The 17108-nt window shown below is 68.0% G+C and carries 17 protein-coding genes; 11 read left to right on the top strand and 6 right to left on the bottom strand.

Annotated features, from left to right (window positions below; genetic code table 11):
* Positions 1-66: 66 nt before the first annotated feature.
* Together ROJ8625_RS03155 and ROJ8625_RS03160 are read right to left on the bottom strand one after the other, a co-directional pair.
* Complete coding sequence (locus tag ROJ8625_RS03155) at positions 67-1434, bottom strand: ammonium transporter AmtB (protein WP_143535024.1); 1368 nt, start codon at positions 1432-1434, stop codon at positions 67-69.
* A gap of 63 nt (positions 1435-1497) precedes the next feature.
* A complete protein-coding gene (locus ROJ8625_RS03160) occupies positions 1498-1836 on the bottom strand; it encodes a P-II family nitrogen regulator (protein ID WP_085790374.1) in 339 nt (112 codons plus the stop codon).
* A 272-nt stretch (positions 1837-2108) separates the two neighbouring features.
* Between ROJ8625_RS03160 and ROJ8625_RS03165 the strand changes: the two genes are divergently transcribed.
* From ROJ8625_RS03165 to ROJ8625_RS03195, 7 genes are all read left to right on the top strand, one after another.
* Entirely contained in the window at positions 2109-4298 is a 2190-nt protein-coding gene (locus tag ROJ8625_RS03165) for a transglycosylase domain-containing protein (RefSeq protein WP_085790375.1), read from the top strand.
* Positions 4299-4453: 155 nt separating this feature from the next.
* Positions 4454-6190 carry a type I secretion system permease/ATPase gene (locus ROJ8625_RS03170; RefSeq protein WP_085790376.1) on the top strand — a complete coding sequence of 579 codons (1737 nt, stop codon included), beginning with the start codon at positions 4454-4456 and terminating at the stop codon, positions 6188-6190.
* The gene (locus ROJ8625_RS03175) at positions 6187-7491 is read left to right on the top strand and encodes an HlyD family type I secretion periplasmic adaptor subunit (protein WP_085790377.1); all 1305 of its coding nucleotides are present in this window, start codon (positions 6187-6189) and stop codon (positions 7489-7491) included. The genes ROJ8625_RS03170 and ROJ8625_RS03175 overlap by 4 nt, the downstream gene beginning before the upstream one ends.
* A gap of 134 nt (positions 7492-7625) precedes the next feature.
* A complete protein-coding gene (locus tag ROJ8625_RS03180) occupies positions 7626-8090 on the top strand; it encodes a RidA family protein (protein WP_085790378.1) in 465 nt (154 codons plus the stop codon).
* Positions 8087-8851: a glycerophosphodiester phosphodiesterase family protein gene (locus tag ROJ8625_RS03185; protein WP_085790379.1), complete on the top strand. Its 765-nt coding sequence runs from the start codon at positions 8087-8089 to the stop codon at positions 8849-8851. Before ROJ8625_RS03180 ends, ROJ8625_RS03185 begins: the two co-directional genes overlap by 4 nt.
* Positions 8852-8897: 46 nt before the next feature.
* Entirely contained in the window at positions 8898-10097 is a 1200-nt protein-coding gene (locus ROJ8625_RS03190; RefSeq protein WP_085790380.1) for a GNAT family N-acetyltransferase, read from the top strand.
* Positions 10094-10384, top strand: a complete 291-nt coding sequence (locus ROJ8625_RS03195; protein ID WP_085790381.1) for a 4a-hydroxytetrahydrobiopterin dehydratase — start codon at positions 10094-10096, stop codon at positions 10382-10384. The genes ROJ8625_RS03190 and ROJ8625_RS03195 overlap by 4 nt, the downstream gene beginning before the upstream one ends.
* A 122-nt stretch (positions 10385-10506) precedes the next feature.
* On the opposite strand, the gene ROJ8625_RS03200 is transcribed toward ROJ8625_RS03195, so the two are convergent.
* Positions 10507-10995, bottom strand: coding sequence for a peroxiredoxin (locus ROJ8625_RS03200; protein ID WP_085790382.1), 489 nt, complete (start codon positions 10993-10995; stop codon positions 10507-10509).
* Positions 10996-11074: 79 nt separating this feature from the next.
* Here ROJ8625_RS03200 and ROJ8625_RS03205 point away from each other — a divergent pair, with 79 nt between their 5' ends.
* Positions 11075-12283: an NAD(P)/FAD-dependent oxidoreductase gene (locus ROJ8625_RS03205; RefSeq protein WP_085790383.1), complete on the top strand. Its 1209-nt coding sequence runs from the start codon at positions 11075-11077 to the stop codon at positions 12281-12283.
* Complete coding sequence (gene rsmD / locus ROJ8625_RS03210) at positions 12280-12837, top strand: 16S rRNA (guanine(966)-N(2))-methyltransferase RsmD (protein ID WP_085790384.1); 558 nt, start codon at positions 12280-12282, stop codon at positions 12835-12837. The genes ROJ8625_RS03205 and rsmD overlap by 4 nt, the downstream gene beginning before the upstream one ends.
* On the opposite strand, the gene ROJ8625_RS03215 is transcribed toward rsmD, so the two are convergent.
* From ROJ8625_RS03215 to sfsA, 3 genes are all read right to left on the bottom strand, one after another.
* The gene (locus ROJ8625_RS03215) at positions 12834-14027 is read right to left on the bottom strand and encodes an MFS transporter (RefSeq protein WP_085790385.1); all 1194 of its coding nucleotides are present in this window, start codon (positions 14025-14027) and stop codon (positions 12834-12836) included. The two genes, rsmD and ROJ8625_RS03215, sit on opposite strands and share 4 nt — an antisense overlap.
* Entirely contained in the window at positions 14020-14832 is an 813-nt protein-coding gene (gene map, locus ROJ8625_RS03220; RefSeq protein ID WP_085790386.1) for a type I methionyl aminopeptidase, read from the bottom strand. The genes ROJ8625_RS03215 and map overlap by 8 nt, the downstream gene beginning before the upstream one ends.
* 82 nt (positions 14833-14914) lie before the next feature.
* Entirely contained in the window at positions 14915-15622 is a 708-nt protein-coding gene (gene sfsA, locus ROJ8625_RS03225; protein ID WP_085790387.1) for a DNA/RNA nuclease SfsA, read from the bottom strand.
* A gap of 47 nt (positions 15623-15669) precedes the next feature.
* Here sfsA and ROJ8625_RS03230 point away from each other — a divergent pair, with 47 nt between their 5' ends.
* Positions 15670-16389 (top strand): competence/damage-inducible protein A, encoded by a 720-nt coding sequence (locus ROJ8625_RS03230; RefSeq protein ID WP_085790388.1) that lies wholly within the window; start codon positions 15670-15672, stop codon positions 16387-16389.
* A complete protein-coding gene (locus tag ROJ8625_RS03235; RefSeq protein WP_085790389.1) occupies positions 16386-17102 on the top strand; it encodes a GNAT family N-acetyltransferase in 717 nt (238 codons plus the stop codon). The genes ROJ8625_RS03230 and ROJ8625_RS03235 overlap by 4 nt, the downstream gene beginning before the upstream one ends.
* Positions 17103-17108 lie beyond the last annotated feature (6 nt).

Consider the following 17108-nt stretch of genomic DNA (forward strand, 5'->3'; position numbering starts at 1 on the left):
GGACAAGAAAAAGCCCGGGCGACAATGCCGCCCGGGCAGGATCAAGTGCCGACTGGAAGGAGGAGGTCAGCCCTTGGAAAACTCCGGATACGCCTCCATGCCCAGCTCCGACATGTCGAGACCGTTGATCTCGTCCTCTTCGGAGACACGGATGCCCATCGTCGCCTTGAGGATCAGCCAGACCACGGCCGAGACCACGAAGACGAAGATGCCGATCGAAACGAAGCCGATGATCTGCGTCACGAACGAGGTGCCCGAGGTGTAGAACGGCACCGCGAGCGTGCCCCAGAAGCCGGCGAGCAGGTGCACCGGGATGGCGCCCACGACGTCGTCGATCTTCATCTTGTCGAGCATCGGAACCGTGAAGACCACGATCACGCCGCCGATCGCACCGATCCAGAGTGCCCCGAAGAGCGTCGGGTCGAGCGGACCCGCGGTGATCGAGACGAGGCCGGCCAGAGCACCGTTCAGCGTCATGGTGAGGTCCGGCTTCTTGTACATCACCTGCGACAGGATCAGCGCAGCCACCGCACCCGCTGCCGCGGCCATGTTGGTGTTGGCGAAGATCCGGCTGACGTCGGTCACGTCACCGACGGTACCCATCGCCAGCTGCGAACCGCCGTTGAAGCCGAACCAGCCGAGCCACAGGATGAACGTGCCGAGCGTGGCGAGCGCGAGGTTCGAGCCCGGGATCGGCACGACGCGGCCGTCCTTGGCGAATTTGCCGATGCGCGGGCCGAGGATGATCGCGCCAGCGAGGGCCGCGAAGCCGCCTGCCGCGTGCACGAGGGTCGAGCCAGCGAAGTCGGAGAAGCCCATTTCGGCCAGCCAACCGCCGCCCCACTGCCAGGACGCTTCGATCGGGTAGATGAAGCCGGTGAGGACGACCACGAAGATCAGGAACGGCCACAGCTTGATGCGCTCGGCAAGCGTGCCCGAAACGATCGACGCGGTTGTGGCGCAGAACATCAGCTGGAAGAAGAAGTCCGAGCCGACCGATGCGTAGTCGAGCGAGGCATCCGCCGCCGCGAGCCCGACCGGCTCCAGCGAAGTGGTCGAGAAGAAGGGCCCGAGATACCCCTCCATCAGCCATTCACCCGGATACATCAGGTTGAAGCCGACGAGCCAGTACATGATCGCGGCAATGGAAAAGAGCGAGATGTTCTTGGTCAGCTGCATCGTGACGTTCTTCGAACGCACGAGGCCGGCTTCGAGCATGGCGAAGCCGGCGGCCATCCAGAACACCAGGAAGCCGCCGATCAGGAACAGCAGCGTGGTCATGATGTAGGGGCCGATCTCGTCAAAGCCCGCAGCCGCGGCGGCTTCGGTCGCCTCCCCGGCGGCCTCCGCGCCCTCGGCGGCTTCCTGTGCGAATCCCATCGCCGGAAGCAAGATCAGCGCCACCGCCGGCGCCAGAAGATGCTGAAGTTTCATGTGTTCCGTTTCCCTTGGATCGTCTTGTCGGACCGTCGTTCCCCTCCGCGCGCGCGGTCCGGGTCAGATCGCGTCCGCGTTGGTTTCGCCGGTCCGGACCCGCACCGCCTGCGCGACGTCGAGCACGAAGATCTTGCCGTCGCCGATCTTGCCGGTCTGGGCGGTCTTGGTGATGGTCTCGACGACCTGGTCGGCCATGGTTTCGGCCACCACGATCTCGAGCTTGATCTTCGGCACGAAGTTCACCGCGTATTCGGCGCCGCGGTAGATCTCGGTATGGCCGGACTGCGAGCCGAAGCCCTTGATCTCGGTCACCATCATGCCGCGCACGCCGATCGAGGTCAGCGCTTCGCGGACCTCCTCGAGCTTGAACGGCTTGATCGTCGCAATGATGAGTTTCACCCCAAGTCCCTTTCGGTTGGTCAAGTCCCGCAGGGCGGACCTGCGAATTCGCCGTTGCAGAAAGCGCGGTGAACGGGGGCGAGGGAAACCCGGACGCCTGTTTCCGCGCCGCCTGACGGCATCAGAATGCACAATTTTTGCACATGTGGACAATTTCGCCTACGATTTAGGCAATCTTGAAACGGGGTTTTGAGGGATGCGGAGGTCCACATTCCGGCTCGGAGCCTCTATCTTGGCGTCAGGCAACGAGAGCGCCGGGCAGGCAGGACAATATGAGCACCAGAAAGAACGGACGCGACCGGCTGGTCGCAGACCGTCGATACGGCAAACCCGCGGCGAAAACGCCGACGGGCGGCAAACGCAAGGCTTCGACCACAAGATCGCGTCGCACCGCCCGCAAGCGGCCCCCGCGCCGTGGCCTGTCCGGGCTCGTGTCGCGGATCCTCGGCTTTTTCGGCCGGCTGATCTGGCTCGTGACGTCGCGGGTCGCGATCGTCGTGCTGCTCGTGCTCGGGCTGATGGTCGGCTACACCTACACAACGTTGCCGCCGCTGGACGAACTGCTCGACGGGCGGGCGCAGGGGTCGGTGACGATGCTCGACCGCGAGAATCGCGTCTTTGCCTGGCGCGGCGACCAATTCGGCGGGGCGGTGCGCGCCGACCAGGTCAGCCGGCACCTCAAGCATGCGGTGATCGCCACCGAGGATCGGCGTTTCTACTGGCATCCGGGGATCAGCCCGCGCGGCATCGCGAGCGCGGTGCGCATCAACCTGCGCGAGGGGCGCGGCCCGCTGCAGGGCCACGGCGGCTCCACGATCACGCAGCAGACGGCAAAGCTTCTCTGCCTTGGCAACCGCTACGACCCCAACGAGTGGGAGAGCGAGTCCGCCTACATCGCCGACTGCCGCGAGACATCGCTGGTGCGCAAGGCACGCGAGGCGATCTACGCGCTCGCGATGGAGGCGAAGTACTCCAAGGACGACATCCTCTCGATCTACCTCAACCGCGCCTACATGGGCGGCGGTGCATACGGCGCCGAGGCCGCCTCGCAGCGCTACTTCTCCAAGCCGGCCGCGGCGCTCGAGCCGCAGGAAGCCGCCATGCTTGCCGGGCTCCTGACCGCGCCGACGACGCTGGCGCCGACCAACGACCTCGAGCGCTCGCAAAACCGCGCGGCGCTCGTGCTGAACCTGATGGAGGATCAGGGATACCTGACTTCTGCAGAGGCCGATCGCGCCCGTGCGAATCCCGCGACGCTGTCGCAGGAGGCCGAGCAGCGCCGCGGCGGCTATTTCGCCGACTGGATCATGGATACGCTGCCGCCCTTCGTGAACGTCGAGTCGCGCCAGGACGTGGACATTCGCACGACGCTCGACCCGCGGATCCAGAATGCGGCGGAGGGCGCGATCGACACGATCTTCAACGAGAAGGTGCGCGACGGCTCCGAGGCACAGGCGGCGATCGTCGTGATGTCCGCCGACGGTGCGGTCCGCGCGATGGTAGGCGGCCGCAAGACCGGGGTATCGGGCGTCTTCAACCGCGCGAGCCAGGCGGTGCGGCAGACCGGATCGGCGTTCAAGCCTTTCGTCTACGCAACCGCTCTGGAACTCGGCCGGTCGCCTTACGACACCGTCGTGGACGAACCGTTCTGCATGAACGTGCCGGGGTCGGGCCAGTGGTGCCCCAAGAACTACACCCGCAATTTCGCCGGGCCGGTGACGCTGACAGAAGCTTTGAAGCGCTCCCTCAACATTCCGGCGGTCAAGGTGTCCGAAGCGTCCGGTCGCGACCTCGTGGCGCGCGTGGCCACGGATTTCGGCATCAAGTCGGACGTGGTCGACACGCCGTCGGTGGCGCTCGGCGTGTCCGAGGCGACGCTGCTCGAGATGACTGGCGCCTATGCCGGCATTCTGAACGGCGGCTCCTCGGTTACGCCGTACGGGATCGAATCCCTGACCATCAAAGGTGATGACGAACCGCTCGTCGGGCGCCGGGGCGGCATGGGCGAACGGGTCATCCGCGAAGAGGCCGCGCGGCAGCTCGTCTTCATGCTCGAAAAGGTCGTGTCCGAAGGCACCGGAACGCGCGCCCGCCTGCCCGATCGGCAGGCCGCGGGCAAGACCGGCACCTCGAACGAGCAGCGCGATGCGTGGTTCGTGGGCTTTACCGCCGATTACGTTGCCGGCGTCTGGATGGGCTACGACGACAACACGCCGCTGACCGGCGTAACTGGCGGCGGGCTTCCGGCCGAGATCTGGCACGAGGCGATGGTGCGCATCCACGAAGGCGTCGAGCCGAAACCGCTGCCGATGAGCGCGCCCGAACCGCCGGCACAGGTCGCGGCCCCGCAACCGCAGCCCCAGCAGCAACCGCAACCTCAGCGCCAGCAGCGGCCACAACAATCGGACGACCCCGTCGGAGACTTCGTCGGACGCGTCCTGCGCGACATCTTCGGCAACTGACCGCCGACACGTGACGGCGCGGCGCGGCGATACGCCGCCGGCCAAGCGTGAACGCGCGCGTTCACGGAACGGCAAATCGTTTGTTGTAGGACCGCAACATGCATTAAGGAGCGTGAGGGCGCAGACCGCCCGACCTGCCAGACGGGAGACCGGGAATGCCGCAGCCGGACAACGAAAAGGGACTGGACGAGCTGCGCGCGGCCCGGCGCGAAAGCCGGCCCTATTTCTGGTTCGTCGGGATCTTCAGCTTCTTCGTGAACCTGCTGATGCTGACCGGCCCGCTCTACATGCTGCAGGTCTACGATCGCGTGCTCGGCTCGCGCTCCGTCGCGACGCTCGTCGCACTGTCGGTGCTCGTGGTGTTCCTCTACGGCATGATGGGGCTTCTGGACTACACCAGGGGTCGCGTGATGGGCCGGGTCGCGGCACGGTTCCAGTCGAAGCTCGACACCCGTGTCTTCGACGCGGTGGTGCGGCGCTCCGCCACGCAACCCGACGAACTGGCGGCGACCGGTCTGCGCGACCTCGAATCGATCCAGCGCCTGATGTCATCGCCGGTGCTGATGGCGTTCTTCGACATTCCGTGGACGCCGGTTTTCCTGTTCGGAATCGCGCTGTTTCACCCCTGGCTCGGGGCGCTCGCCGTCACCGGCGGCGCGGTACTGATCGCAATCACGGTCGTGAACCAGTTCGTCACCCGCAACCCGACGCTGAAATCCAACGTCGCGACCATGCAGGCCGAACGGATCTCGGACCAGCTTCGACAGGAATCCGAGATGGTGCAGGCGCTCGGGATGCGCCGCGCCGCCTTCCTGCGCTGGAACGACGCGCGGGCCAAGTCGCTGCAGGGGCAGATCGGCTCGTCCGACCTTACCAGTTCGTTCACGACGCTGACGCGGACCCTGCGCCTCCTGCTGCAATCCGCGATGCTCGGCCTCGGCGCCTACCTCGTGCTGCAGGGCGAACTGACGCCCGGCGCGATGATCGCCGGGTCGATCCTGATGGGCCGCGCGCTTGCGCCGATCGAGCTCGCTATCGGCCAATGGGCGCTGGTGCAGCGCGCGCGCAAGGGCTGGAAGAACCTCGCACAGCTCCTGTCCGAGGTGCCACCGGAGTCACAGCGCCACGACCTGCCGCGCCCCCGCGCCAAGATCGAGGTCCAGCAACTGACGGTCGTGCCACCCGGAGAAAGCCAGGCGTCGCTGCGCATCGTCAACTTCACGCTCGAGCCCGGCCACGCGCTTGGCGTGATCGGGCCCTCGGGAGCCGGCAAATCGACGCTCGCGCGCGCCCTGACCGGGGTGTGGCGCCCGGCTGGCGGCAAGATCCGGCTCGACGGTGCGACTCTCGATCAGTACGGGCCGGACGTCCTTGGCCAGCACATCGGCTACCTGCCGCAACGGGTCACGCTGTTCGACGGGACGATCGCCGAGAACATTGCGCGGCTGTCCACCGCGCCCGACGACGCCGCCGTCGTCGAGGCCGCCAAGAAGGCCGCGGCACACGAGATGATCCTGAAGCTACCCGAAGGCTACAACACCCGGGTCACCGCTGCCGGCGGCCGGTTGTCGGGCGGCCAGATGCAGCGCATCGGTCTCGCCCGCGCCATGTACGGAGATCCGGTGATCCTCGTTCTCGACGAGCCCAATTCCAACCTCGACAACGAGGGCAGCCAGGCGGTCAATCAGGCGATCCGCCGGATGAAGGAAGAGGGCAAATCGGTTCTCATCATGGCGCATCGCCCCGCCGCGATCGTCGAATGCGACATGCTCCTGATGCTCGAGGGCGGCGCCCGCGCGGCCTTCGGTCCGAAGGACGAAGTGCTGCGTTCGATGGTGAAGAACCACGACGAAATCCAGAAGACGGCCGCGATGCCGGGAGGCGTGCGATGAGCGACAAGACCCAGTTTTCGCTGCGGGGCCCGATGATCCTCGGGCTTGCCGTGCTGTGCCTGCTCGTCGGGGGCTTCGGCACTTGGGCGGCGACCACGAACATTTCCGGCGCCATCATCGCCGGCGGCCAGATCGAGGTCGACCAGAACCGACAGGTCGTCCAGCATCCGGACGGCGGGGTGGTGTCCGACATCCTCGTCGACGAAGGCGACACGGTCGAGGCCGGCGACGTCCTGATCCGGCTCGATCCGACGCTGCTGCTGTCCGAGCTGACGATCATCGAGGACCAGTATTTCGAACTGATGGCCCGCCGCGCCCGGCTGCAGGCAGAGCGCGACGAGAACGACAGCATCACCTTTCCCGACGAGGTGCTAGAGATTGCCGAAAACGATCCGGAGATCGCCGACGCCGTCGAGGGGCAACGCAATCTCTTTAACGCGCGAAACGAAAGCATCGCCCGAGAGGTCGAGCAGCTCGAGAAACGCGCACAGCAGACCAGCGACCAGATCCTCGGGATCGAGGCGCAGCAGGAAGCCCTCGGCCGCCAGCTCGAGCTGATCGAGAGCGAGCTTTCGGATCAGCAATCGCTGCTCGACCGCGGCCTCGCGCAGGCCAGCCGGGTTCTGTCACTCCAGCGCGAACAGGCAAACCTGTCCGGCCGCGTGGGCGAATTGCGCGCCTCCAAGGCACAGGCCGAGGGCCGCGTCACCGAGATCGAGATCGAGCAGATCAAGCTGCGGAACCAGCGCCGCGAGCAGGCGATCACCGAACTGCGTGACCTGCAATACCGCGAACGCGAACTGGCCGAGGAGCGCCGCGCGCTGCGCGAGCGTCTGTCGCGGCTCGACATCACAGCGCCGGTCGGCGGCGTCGTCTACGGGCTGCAGGTGTTCACCCCCCGCTCGGTGATCCGGTCCGCCGACCCGGTCATGTATATCGTGCCGCAGGATCGCCCCCTTATCATCACCGCGCAGGTGCCGCCGATCCATATCGACCAGCTCTTCGCCGGGCAGGACGTGACTCTGCGCTTTTCGGCGCTCGATCAGCGGCAGACGCCCGAACTCTTCGGCAACGTGACGCAGGTGTCCGCCGACGCATTCACCAACGAAGATAGCGGCCAGAGCTACTACCGCGCCGAGATCATGCTGTCGGAAGGCCAGATCGACCGCTTGCCCGAGGGCGTGACGCTGATCCCCGGGATGCCGGTCGAGGCGTTCGTGCGCACCGCCGACCGCACGCCGCTCGCCTATCTCGTGAAACCCTTCACCGACTACTTCGCCAAGGCGTTCCGCGAGAGCTGAGGCTGACGCGCGGGGCAAGTGTCCGGGCGATCGGTCGCAGCAAAAAAAGCCGAAGCTCGGCCGCGAAAAGGGCTCGCGACCCGGCGTGCCCTTGCCTACCGTCGCGGTGAGACATCGAACCGGAAGGCCAGAGCATGACCCACGCCATCGAAACGCGACTCGTCGAAAAGGGCTACCACCTGCCCGAGGCGCCCGCACCCGCGGCGAACTACGTGCCCTACGTCAAGGTTGGACAGACGCTTTACGTGTCCGGCCAGATCAGCCAGCGCCCGGACGGCCTCGTGACTGGCAAGCTCGGCGACAGCATGTCGGTCGAGGAAGGCGCGGAGGCCGCGCGGCTGTGCGCGCTGTCCCTGCTGGCGCAGGTCAAGGCCGCCTGCGACGGCGATCTCGCGCGGCTCAAGCGCGTCGTGAAACTCACCGGCTTCGTCAATTCGACGCCAGACTTCATCGACCAGCCCAAGGTGATCAATGGCGCGTCCGACCTTCTGGGCGAGGTCGTGGGCACCGGCGGCGCGCATGCCCGATCGGCGGTGTCGGCCGCGTCGTTGCCGATGGGCGTCGCCGTCGAGATCGAGGGCATCTTCGAACTCGAATGACCGGCGCGCCCGCCTTGCCAGCGGTCTTTCTGGACCGCCCGCTCGCGCATCGCGCGCTGCACGACGCGTCCGCTGACCGTCCCGAGAACAGCCGCGCGGCCATTCGCGCGGCTGTGGAGGCCGGCTACGGGATCGAGATTGACCTGCAGCTTGCCGCCTGCGGCACCGCGATGGTCTTTCACGATTACGACTTGCGCCGCCTGACCGGCGTTCCGGGCCCGATCCGACAGCGCAGCGCGGCCGAACTCGCCGATCTGCGGCTGGGTGGCACCGCGGAGGGCATTCCGACCCTCGCCGAAGTGCTCGACCTCGTGGCCGGCCGGGTGCCGCTCCTGGTCGAGATCAAGGACCAGGACGGGCAGATGGGCCCGCGCATCGGCCTTCTCGAACAGGATGCGGCGCATGCGCTCGGCGGGTACGACGGTCCGGTCGCGGTCATGTCGTTCAATCCCAACAGCGTCATCGCGCTGGCCGATCTGGCGCCGGATATCCCGCGCGGGCTGACGACCTCTGCCTTCGCGCCCGAGGCGTGGCCGGCGCTGCGCGAAGAGGTCCGCGCGGCCCTGCGCCCGATCCCGCACATCATGGCCGCCGGCGCGTCCTTCGTGAGCCACGAGGCCGCCGACCTCGAGGCTCCGCGCATCGCGGAACTCAAGGCCGCGGGCCTGCCGATCCTGTGCTGGACCGTGCGGTCGCCCGAAGACGAGGCAGCGGCGCGGCGCGTGGCCGACAATATCACGTTCGAGGGATACGCCGCTTGAAGCCCTGCCCCGCGGGCACAGATCATGCCGCGGAAGGGAGCGCCCGATGACCTGTGAGACCCCGAACCGCACGCTGTCCGTCACCGCCCATCACAGCCTCGACGCCATCGGGCAGGACACCTGGGATGCCTGCGCCTGCCCTGAAACGGCCGATGGCGGGCGTCCGCACGATCCGTTCACCACTTTCCGGTTCCTCAAGGCGCTCGAGGCCAGCGGCTCGGTCGGCACCGGCACCGGATGGGATCCGCATTATCTGACGGCCGAACTCGACGGCGAGGTGATCGCCTGCGCTCCCCTCTACGCCAAGGCGCACAGCCAGGGGGAATACATCTTCGATCACTCCTGGGCCCATGCGTTCGAGCGCGCGGGCGGCCGCTACTATCCGAAACTGCAGATCGCGGTGCCATTCACTCCGGCCACCGGGCGGCGGTTCCTGACAAAGCCGGGCTTTGAAGCCGAGGGGCGCGCGGCGCTGATCCAGGGCGCGGTCCAGCTGGCCGCCAACAATCAGATCTCTTCGATGCACGTCACCTTCTGCACGGAGGAGGAGGCCGAGGCAGGCGAGGAAATCGGGCTGATGCGCCGGGTGACGCAGCAGTTTCACTGGCTCAACCGCGGCTACCCGGATTTCGACGCTTTCCTCGCCGAATTGTCTTCGCGCAAGCGCAAAACGATCCGCAAGGAACGACGCACCGCGAACGATTTCGGCGGCGAGATCGAGACACTGACCGGCGACGGCCTCCGCCCCGAGCATTGGGACGCGTTCTGGGTCTTCTACCAGGACACTGGCGCGCGGAAGTGGGGCGCGCCCTACCTCACGCGCAAGTTCTTCGACATCGCGCAGGAGACGCTGCGCGACGACATCGCGCTTGTGCTGGCCCGCCGCGACGGGCGCTACGTCGCCGGCGCGCTCAACTTCATCGGTCGGGACGCGCTGTTCGGGCGCTACTGGGGCTGCACCGAGCATCATTCCTGCCTGCATTTCGAGGCCTGCTACTATCGCGCGATCGACTTCGCGATCGATCACGGGCTCGGCCGGGTCGAGGCCGGCGCGCAGGGCGAGCACAAGCTCGCCCGCGGCTATCTGCCGAGCGAATGCCACTCGCTCCACTGGGTCGGAGACGAGGGTTTCGCCGACGCCGTGTCGCGCTACCTCGAAGCCGAGCGGCGGGCCATCGACGAGGATATCGAGATCCTCACCTCCTACGGCCCGTTCCGCAAAGCGAATGTAGAGGAGCAGGAATGAGCGAGAAACTGAGCGACACCGCCCGAGACACCATGCTGGCGCCGCTCTTCGAGAGCGGCTGGACGCTGACCGAGGGGCGGGACGCGATCACCAAGACGTTCAAGTTCGACGACTTCGCGGATGCCTTCGGCTGGATGACCCGGGCCGCGATCTGGGCCGACAAGTGGGACCACCACCCGGAATGGTCGAACACCTACAACACGGTCGAGGTCACACTGACCAGCCACGACGTCGGCGGGCTGTCCTCGCGCGACGCGAAGCTCGCGCGGAAGATGGACGCGCTCTGACAGCCGCGTGACGCGGTGCTGCGCGCGCCCCGCCACGCTGTCGCGGAGCCAGGCGCGCCATCCGCGCATCAGGTCCCGGACACGCCGACCCGGACGTCGGGTCGGCGCCAAAGACCCGGGACTCAGATGGCTTCTGCCATTGCCTCGCCCGCCGAAACGTCGCACTGGCCCGGGCTTTCCTCGACATGGAGCACCTTCACGACGCCGCTTTCGACCAGCATGGCGTAGCGGCGCGAGCGGTTGATGAGGCCGGCGGGCGGCGCGGTGAAATCCATCCCGATCGCCTGGGTGAAGGCGGATTCGGCGTCCGAGAGCATGGTGATGCCCGCCGCTGTTGCGCCTGTCGCCTCTCCCCACGCGGCCATCACGAACGGATCGTTGACCGACACGCAGATGATCTCGTCCACGCCTTTTTCCTCCAGCGTGTCCTTCGTACGAATAAAGCTCGGCACGTGTGCGGAGTGGCAGGTCGGCGTATAGGCCCCCGGCACGGCGAAGATCACGACGCGGCGGCCGTCCAGCTTCTGACCCAGTTCCACCGGCTCCGGCCCGTCGTCGCCCAGCTTGACCAGCGTCGCGCCCGGCAGCGTGTCTCCTTCGGTGATCGGCATACCCGTCCCTTCCTGTGATTGGTGTTCCCGTGCCCGGGCAAATAGGCTAGCCCGCCGAAAGGCAATGCAGGAGAGGATCATGGAGCGGATCGTCGTCGTCGGAGCGGGCCAGGCCGGGGCATCTCTGGTGGCACGGTTGCGGGCCAAAGGGTTCGACGGCAGCCTGACGCTCGTGGGCGAAGAGCCGGTGCCGCCCTATCAGCGTCCGCCCCTGTCGAAGGCCTATCTCATGGGCGAAATGCCGGCCGAGCGGCTCTACCTTCGGCCCGAGAGCTTCTACGCCGAGCAAGGCATCGAGTTGCGGACCGGCGCGGCGGTGGAGGCGATCGACCGTGCGGCCCGAACGGTGCGGGTCGGCGCCGAGGCTTTGCCATACGACGCGCTGGCGCTGACCACGGGGTCGGTGCCGCGCCGTCTGCCCGCCGCAATCGGCGGAGACCTCGACGGTGTCGCCACCGTGCGCAACCTTGCCGATATCGACGCGATGGCGCACCGGTTCGGCACCGGTGCGCGCGTTCTCGTCGTTGGTGGCGGCTATATCGGGCTGGAGGCGGCGGCCGTCGCCGCGAAACGCGGGCTCGACGTCACACTGGTCGAGGCCGCGCCGCGGATCCTGTCGCGCGTGGCCGCGCCCGAGACCTCCGACTACTTCCGCGCGCTGCACGCCGCGCACGGCGTGCGCATCGTGGAGGGAACGGGCCTCGTGCGGCTGGTCGGGACCGGCCACGTGACAGGCGCAGAGCTGTCGGACGGCACCGAGATCGCCATCGACTTCGCCGTGGTCGGCGTCGGGATCGCGCCCGCCACAGCCCTCGCGGAAGCGGCGGGCCTCGCGATCGACAACGGGATCGCGACGGACGCACTCGGCCGCACCTCCGACCCGGCGATCTGGGCCGCCGGCGACTGCGCGTCGTTTCCGCATGACGGCGGCCGGATGCGCCTGGAAAGCGTGGGCAACGCCATCGACCAGGCCGAGGCGGTCGCCGACAACATCCTCGGGGCCGAAACGCCTTATGTGCCGAAACCGTGGTTCTGGTCGGACCAGTACGACGTGAAGCTGCAGATCGCAGGGCTGGGCACCGGGGCGGACCGCGTGGTCGTCAGGCCCGGAGAAAACGGCGCGACGTCGCACTGGTATTTTCGCGGGGACGACCTCATCGCCGTCGACGCTATGAACGATCCGCGGGCCTACATGGTCGGAAAACGGATGATCGAGGCCGGACGCTCTCCCGACCCCGCCACGGTCGGCGACCCCGCGACCGACCTCAAGGCGCTTTTGCGCGCATGAGGATCGTGGCCGGGCGCCTCAGGGGCCGGACGCTCGCCAGCGTCGGGCGGGGGGATCCGGGCGCGCATCTGCGCCCGACCACCGACCGCGTGCGTGAGGCTCTGTTCAACATGCTGGCCGGTGGCCGCTTCGGCGATCCGTTCGCCGATGCGCGGGTGCTCGACCTGTTCGCCGGTACCGGCGCGCTCGGGATCGAGGCGCTGTCGCGCGGCGCGGCGCACGCCACCTTCGTCGACGACGGGCGCGCGGCGCAGCGGCTCTTGCGGGAGAATCTTCGCGCCCTCGACCTTGAGACGTCCTCCAGGATCATAGGGCGCGACGCGACCCGCCTGCCGCCCGCAGAGGCCGCGGCGACCCTCGTGTTCCTCGATCCGCCCTATGGCAAGGATCTGGGCGCCCGCGCCCTCACAGCCGCGCGGGCCGGCGGCTGGCTGGCCCCGGGGACGCTCGTGGTCTGGGAAGAGGCCGCGCCGCAACCGGCGCCCGAGGGGTTCGAGGCGCTGGAGAGTCGCCGCTACGGCGACACGCACGTGACGCTGCTGACGGCCTGCTAGGCCCGGCCGGCGAGCACTGCCGCGCGGTGCGACCAGAGGATGTGGCACAGCACCCAGAGCGCCGCGACACCCCCGCCGATGCCAAGCGCGCCGAGACCGAAGCGCGCCAGAACCGCCCCGCCGACGGCCGACCCGATCGCCGCTCCGACGTAGATTGCCGCGGCATTGAGCGCGAGCACGACGCTCGCCTCGCCCGGGGCGATGGCCAGAAGGCGCACCTGCTGCGCCGCCATGAAGGACCAGCCCACCAGCGCCCACACCAACGCCAGCACGAAGACCGCTGCTTGCGGGTAGGGCAGACCCGAAAACACGGGCATGACGACGATCTGGCAGAGCGTCAGCACCACGAGTGTGCGGATCGCGCCAAGCCGGTCGGCCATCCAGCCGCCCATCAGGTTTCCCGCCACGGCGCCGCCGCCATAGATCACCAGAAGCGCGGTGATGCCGTCCCGGCCCCACCCCATCGTGTCGGTCAAAAGCGGCGTGAGGTAGGTGTAAAGGATGAAGACCGCCGCGAGGAACGACGCGGTAAAGAGCACCGCGCCCATCGCCAGACCGTCGCGCAGCACGAGCCCGAGATCGCGCAGCGTGACCGGATCGAGCCGCAGTCCTTTCGGAACCCGCGTCCAGACCAGCGCGATGCCGGCCAGCGCGAGCGCGAGGATCATCCAGAACGCGCCGCGCCAGCCGAAGGAATAGGCGATCCAGCCCCCGGCCGGCACGCCCGCGACCTGCGCCAGCGTCAGGCCGAACACCACGGCAGCCAGCGCGCGGCCTCGCATGGCAGGTGGCGTCAGAGCCGCCGCGACCGCCGCCGAGACCGGCGTGAACATGCCCGCACCGGCGGCCATGATCCCGCGCCCGGCCATCAGCATCCAAAGCGACGGCGCCATCGCAGACACAAACGTTCCAATTGCAAAAACCAGAAGCCCGAAGGCCAGCACCCGGCGGCGCCCGATCCGTCCGGTGGCCGACACGAGAAGCGGCGAGAGCACGGCGTAGGCGATCGCGTAGACCGTCATAAGCCAGCCGGCCTCGGCCCGCGACACGCCAAAACCTTGCGCCACCGGCTCCAGAAGGCCGATGACCACGAACGCGCCCATGCCGATCACGAAGTTGCAGGCCGACAGCGTCCAGATCACGGACTGCGGCGCGCCCTCCTCGGCGGGCGCCGCCGCGGCGTCAACCATAAGTCGGGTGGAAGCGCCCCGCGGGCGAGAGCGTGAAGATCTCCACCCCGTCGCCCGTCACGCCGACGGAGTGCTCGAACTGCGCCGACAGGGACTTGTCGCGGGTCACCGCGGTCCAGTCGTCGGCAAGAACCTTGGTCTCGGGGCGGCCGAGGTTTACCATCGGCTCGATCGTGAAGAACATGCCCTCTTCGAGCACCGGACCGGTGCCTGCTCGCCCGTAGTGCAGCACGTTCGGCGGCGCGTGGAACACCCGGCCGAGCCCGTGGCCGCAGAAATCCCGCACGACCGACATGCGCTGACCTTCCACGTAGCTCTGGATCGCATTGCCGATGTCACCGAAGGTATTGCCCGGCTTCACCGCCTCGATGCCGATCATCAGGCTGTCATGCGTGACCTGGATCAGCCGTTCGGCGCGGCGGGGCAGCTTGCCGGCCACGTACATGCGGCTGGTGTCGCCATACCATCCATCGACGATCACGGTGATGTCGATGTTGAGGATGTCGCCGTCCTTCAGCTTCTTGTCGCCGGGGATGCCGTGGCAGACCACATGGTTCACGCTGATGCAGGTGGCGTGCTGGTAGCCCTTGTAGCCGATTGTCGCGGAGGTCGCGCCTTCGTCGGTGATCCGGCCGCGAATGTAGTCGTCGATCGCGCCGGTCGTTTGCCCCGGCCAGACACGCTCAGCCACCTCGTCGAGCAGCTGGGCCGCGAGGGCGCCGGCCCTGTGCATGCCGGCGAAGTCATCCCGATCGTAAATGCGGATCCCGTCCCGGGTCAGGCGGCCGCGCGCATCTTCGTCCAATTCCAGAATCCCTTTTGTTCCGTAGTTGTAGTGCGTCGGCGCGCCGATTTCCAGACCGATGCCGCAGTGCAGCTTGACAAGTTCATGTGCTCGTGAACGGCAACGACTCGGCCAGGGCGGCCCCGGCGGGCGAGAGATCGCACCCGAGAGCGACCGCTTCGACTCCCGCCGCGCGGGCACGCTCGAAGGCGCGCACATAGCCGGGATCGAGGTCCGCGGCCAACGTCACCGCCGCGGCGTCGGTGCGCTGCACGAGGTAAAGCATCACGGCGCGGTGACCCGACCGCGCCATCTCTGACAATTCGTCAAGGTGCTTCGCGCCCCGGGCGGTGACGCTGTCGGGAAACTCGGCGATACCGGCCCGGCGCGACAGAGTCACCGACTTGACCTCGACATAGGCGTCTGGACGTCCGGCGCCGCGCAGCAGGAAATCGATCCGGCTCCCGGTGCCGTAGCGCTGCTCGGGCCGCACGTCGTCATACCCCTCGAAGCCCGGTACGGCGCGTTCGATGAAGGCCGCGCGCAACATCCTGTTGGGCAGGCCCGTGTCGACGCCGGTGAAGGCGCCGGTTTGGTGTTCCACGAGCTTCCACGCATAGCGCAGCTTCTTTCGCGGGTCGTCGTTGTGCTCGACCCAGATCCGCGTGCCCGGCTCGGCCAGGCCGAGCATCGAGCCCGGATTGGCGACATGCGCGACATGCTCGCTTCCGTCGTCCAGCCGGATGTCCGCGAGAAAGCGCTTGTAGCGACGCAGAAGCGTGGCCGGACGGAGAGGCGTTTGAAACAGCATGGCGGGGGTCTATACCTCAGCGGCGTGCCGAGCCCAAGGAGATGCCGATGCCGAACCCGACCGCCGCAATGCTCGTGATCGGCGACGAGATCCTGTCGGGCCGAACGCGCGACGCGAACCTGCACCACCTCGCGCAGCAATTCACCGCGGCCGGGATCGACCTCAAGGAAGCGCGCATCGTCAGCGACGACCACGATGCGATCGTCTCGGCGCTCGATGCGTTGCGCGCGGCGCATGACGTGGTCGTCACGTCGGGCGGGATCGGCCCCACGCACGACGACATCACGGCCGATGCCGTCGCCGCGGCCTTCGGCGTGCACATCGGCGTTCGCGAGGACGCGCGCGCGCTCATGGCGGCATTCTACGCCGAGACGGGCCGCGAGATGAACGAGGCCCGGCTGCGCATGGCGCGGATCCCCGACGACGCCGAATTGATCGAGAACGAGGTGTCGGCGGCGCCGGGGTTCCGCATCGGCAACGTGTACGTGATGGCCGGTGTGCCGTCGGTCTTCAATGCCATGCTCGCACGGGTGCTGCCGACGCTGAACGCGGGCACGCCGCTGATCAGCCGGTCGGTCCGCATCGACCGCGCGGAGGGCGACATCGCCGGCCCCCTGCGCGAGCTTGCACGCGAATACAACGACCTGGCCTTCGGCTCCTACCCGTTCCGTGACGGCGACAGTTTCGGCGCGAATGTCGTGGTTCGCGGCACCGATGCCGGCCGCATCGATGCCGCGGCCGACCGCCTCGCGGCGCTCTTCGGATGACCGACGCGGCCGCGCTCGAGCTGGCGTCCGAGGCAACCTGGCCGCCGGTCCGGCGCGTCGAGGTGCCGGGCTTCGATCTGCGCGAAGGCGCCGGCGGCGGCAAGCGCGTGTCGGCGGCCACTGCGCGGCCCGGGTGGAGCGCCACCCAGATCGATGACGCGGCCGCGGCCATGCGGGCCCGCGGCGACGCCCCGCTTTTTCGCGTGCGCGCCGACGACATCGCACTGGACACGGAGCTCGCCGCGCGCGGCTATGGCATGGTCGATCCCACCGTTCTCTTCGTTGCGCCGACGGCCGACCTCGCCGGGATCGACGTGCCGCGCGTTACCGCCTTCTGCCTGTGGGAACCGCTGGCGATCCAGCGCGAGATGTGGGCCGCGGGCGGCATCGGCGCGGAGCGGCGCGCGGTCATGGCGCGCGCGGTGTCGCCCAAGACCTCGATCCTCGGGCGCATCCGCGACAAGCCTGGCGGCACGGCCTTTTGCGCGGTGTCGGACGGGATCGCCTTCGTGCACGCGCTCGAGATCGTCGCGTCGCAGCGGCGCCAAGGGCTCGCACGATGGATGATGATCGCCGCCGCCCAGTGGGCTGCCCAGGAGGGCGCCGTCCGGATCGCGGCGCTGTGCACGGAAGCCAACACGGCCGCGGCCGCGCTCTACGCGCACCTTGGGTTCGCGCGGCAGGCCGGCTATCACTACCGGAGTGCAACGTAAGGAGCG

The organism is Roseivivax jejudonensis, assembly GCF_900172265.1.
Taxonomy (GTDB): Bacteria; Pseudomonadota; Alphaproteobacteria; order Rhodobacterales; family Rhodobacteraceae; genus Roseivivax; species Roseivivax jejudonensis.

Bases quoted from the DNA above. Each gene is read 5' to 3' on its own strand.
- ROJ8625_RS03155 (WP_143535024.1), bottom strand. From the start codon at position 1,434: ATGAAACTTCAGCATCTTCTGGCGCCGGCGGTGGCGCTGATCTTGCTT.
- ROJ8625_RS03165 (WP_085790375.1), top strand. From the start codon at position 2,109: ATGAGCACCAGAAAGAACGGACGCGACCGGCTGGTCGCAGACCGTCGA.
- ROJ8625_RS03170 (WP_085790376.1), top strand. From the start codon at position 4,454: ATGCCGCAGCCGGACAACGAAAAGGGACTGGACGAGCTGCGCGCGGCC.
- ROJ8625_RS03175 (WP_085790377.1), top strand. From the start codon at position 6,187: ATGAGCGACAAGACCCAGTTTTCGCTGCGGGGCCCGATGATCCTCGGG.
- ROJ8625_RS03180 (WP_085790378.1), top strand. From the start codon at position 7,626: ATGACCCACGCCATCGAAACGCGACTCGTCGAAAAGGGCTACCACCTG.
- ROJ8625_RS03185 (WP_085790379.1), top strand. From the start codon at position 8,087: ATGACCGGCGCGCCCGCCTTGCCAGCGGTCTTTCTGGACCGCCCGCTC.
- ROJ8625_RS03190 (WP_085790380.1), top strand. From the start codon at position 8,898: ATGACCTGTGAGACCCCGAACCGCACGCTGTCCGTCACCGCCCATCAC.
- ROJ8625_RS03195 (WP_085790381.1), top strand. From the start codon at position 10,094: ATGAGCGAGAAACTGAGCGACACCGCCCGAGACACCATGCTGGCGCCG.
- ROJ8625_RS03200 (WP_085790382.1), bottom strand. From the start codon at position 10,995: ATGCCGATCACCGAAGGAGACACGCTGCCGGGCGCGACGCTGGTCAAG.
- ROJ8625_RS03205 (WP_085790383.1), top strand. From the start codon at position 11,075: ATGGAGCGGATCGTCGTCGTCGGAGCGGGCCAGGCCGGGGCATCTCTG.
- rsmD (WP_085790384.1), top strand. From the start codon at position 12,280: ATGAGGATCGTGGCCGGGCGCCTCAGGGGCCGGACGCTCGCCAGCGTC.
- ROJ8625_RS03215 (WP_085790385.1), bottom strand. From the start codon at position 14,027: ATGGTTGACGCCGCGGCGGCGCCCGCCGAGGAGGGCGCGCCGCAGTCC.
- sfsA (WP_085790387.1), bottom strand. From the start codon at position 15,622: ATGCTGTTTCAAACGCCTCTCCGTCCGGCCACGCTTCTGCGTCGCTAC.
- ROJ8625_RS03230 (WP_085790388.1), top strand. From the start codon at position 15,670: ATGCCGAACCCGACCGCCGCAATGCTCGTGATCGGCGACGAGATCCTG.
- ROJ8625_RS03235 (WP_085790389.1), top strand. From the start codon at position 16,386: ATGACCGACGCGGCCGCGCTCGAGCTGGCGTCCGAGGCAACCTGGCCG.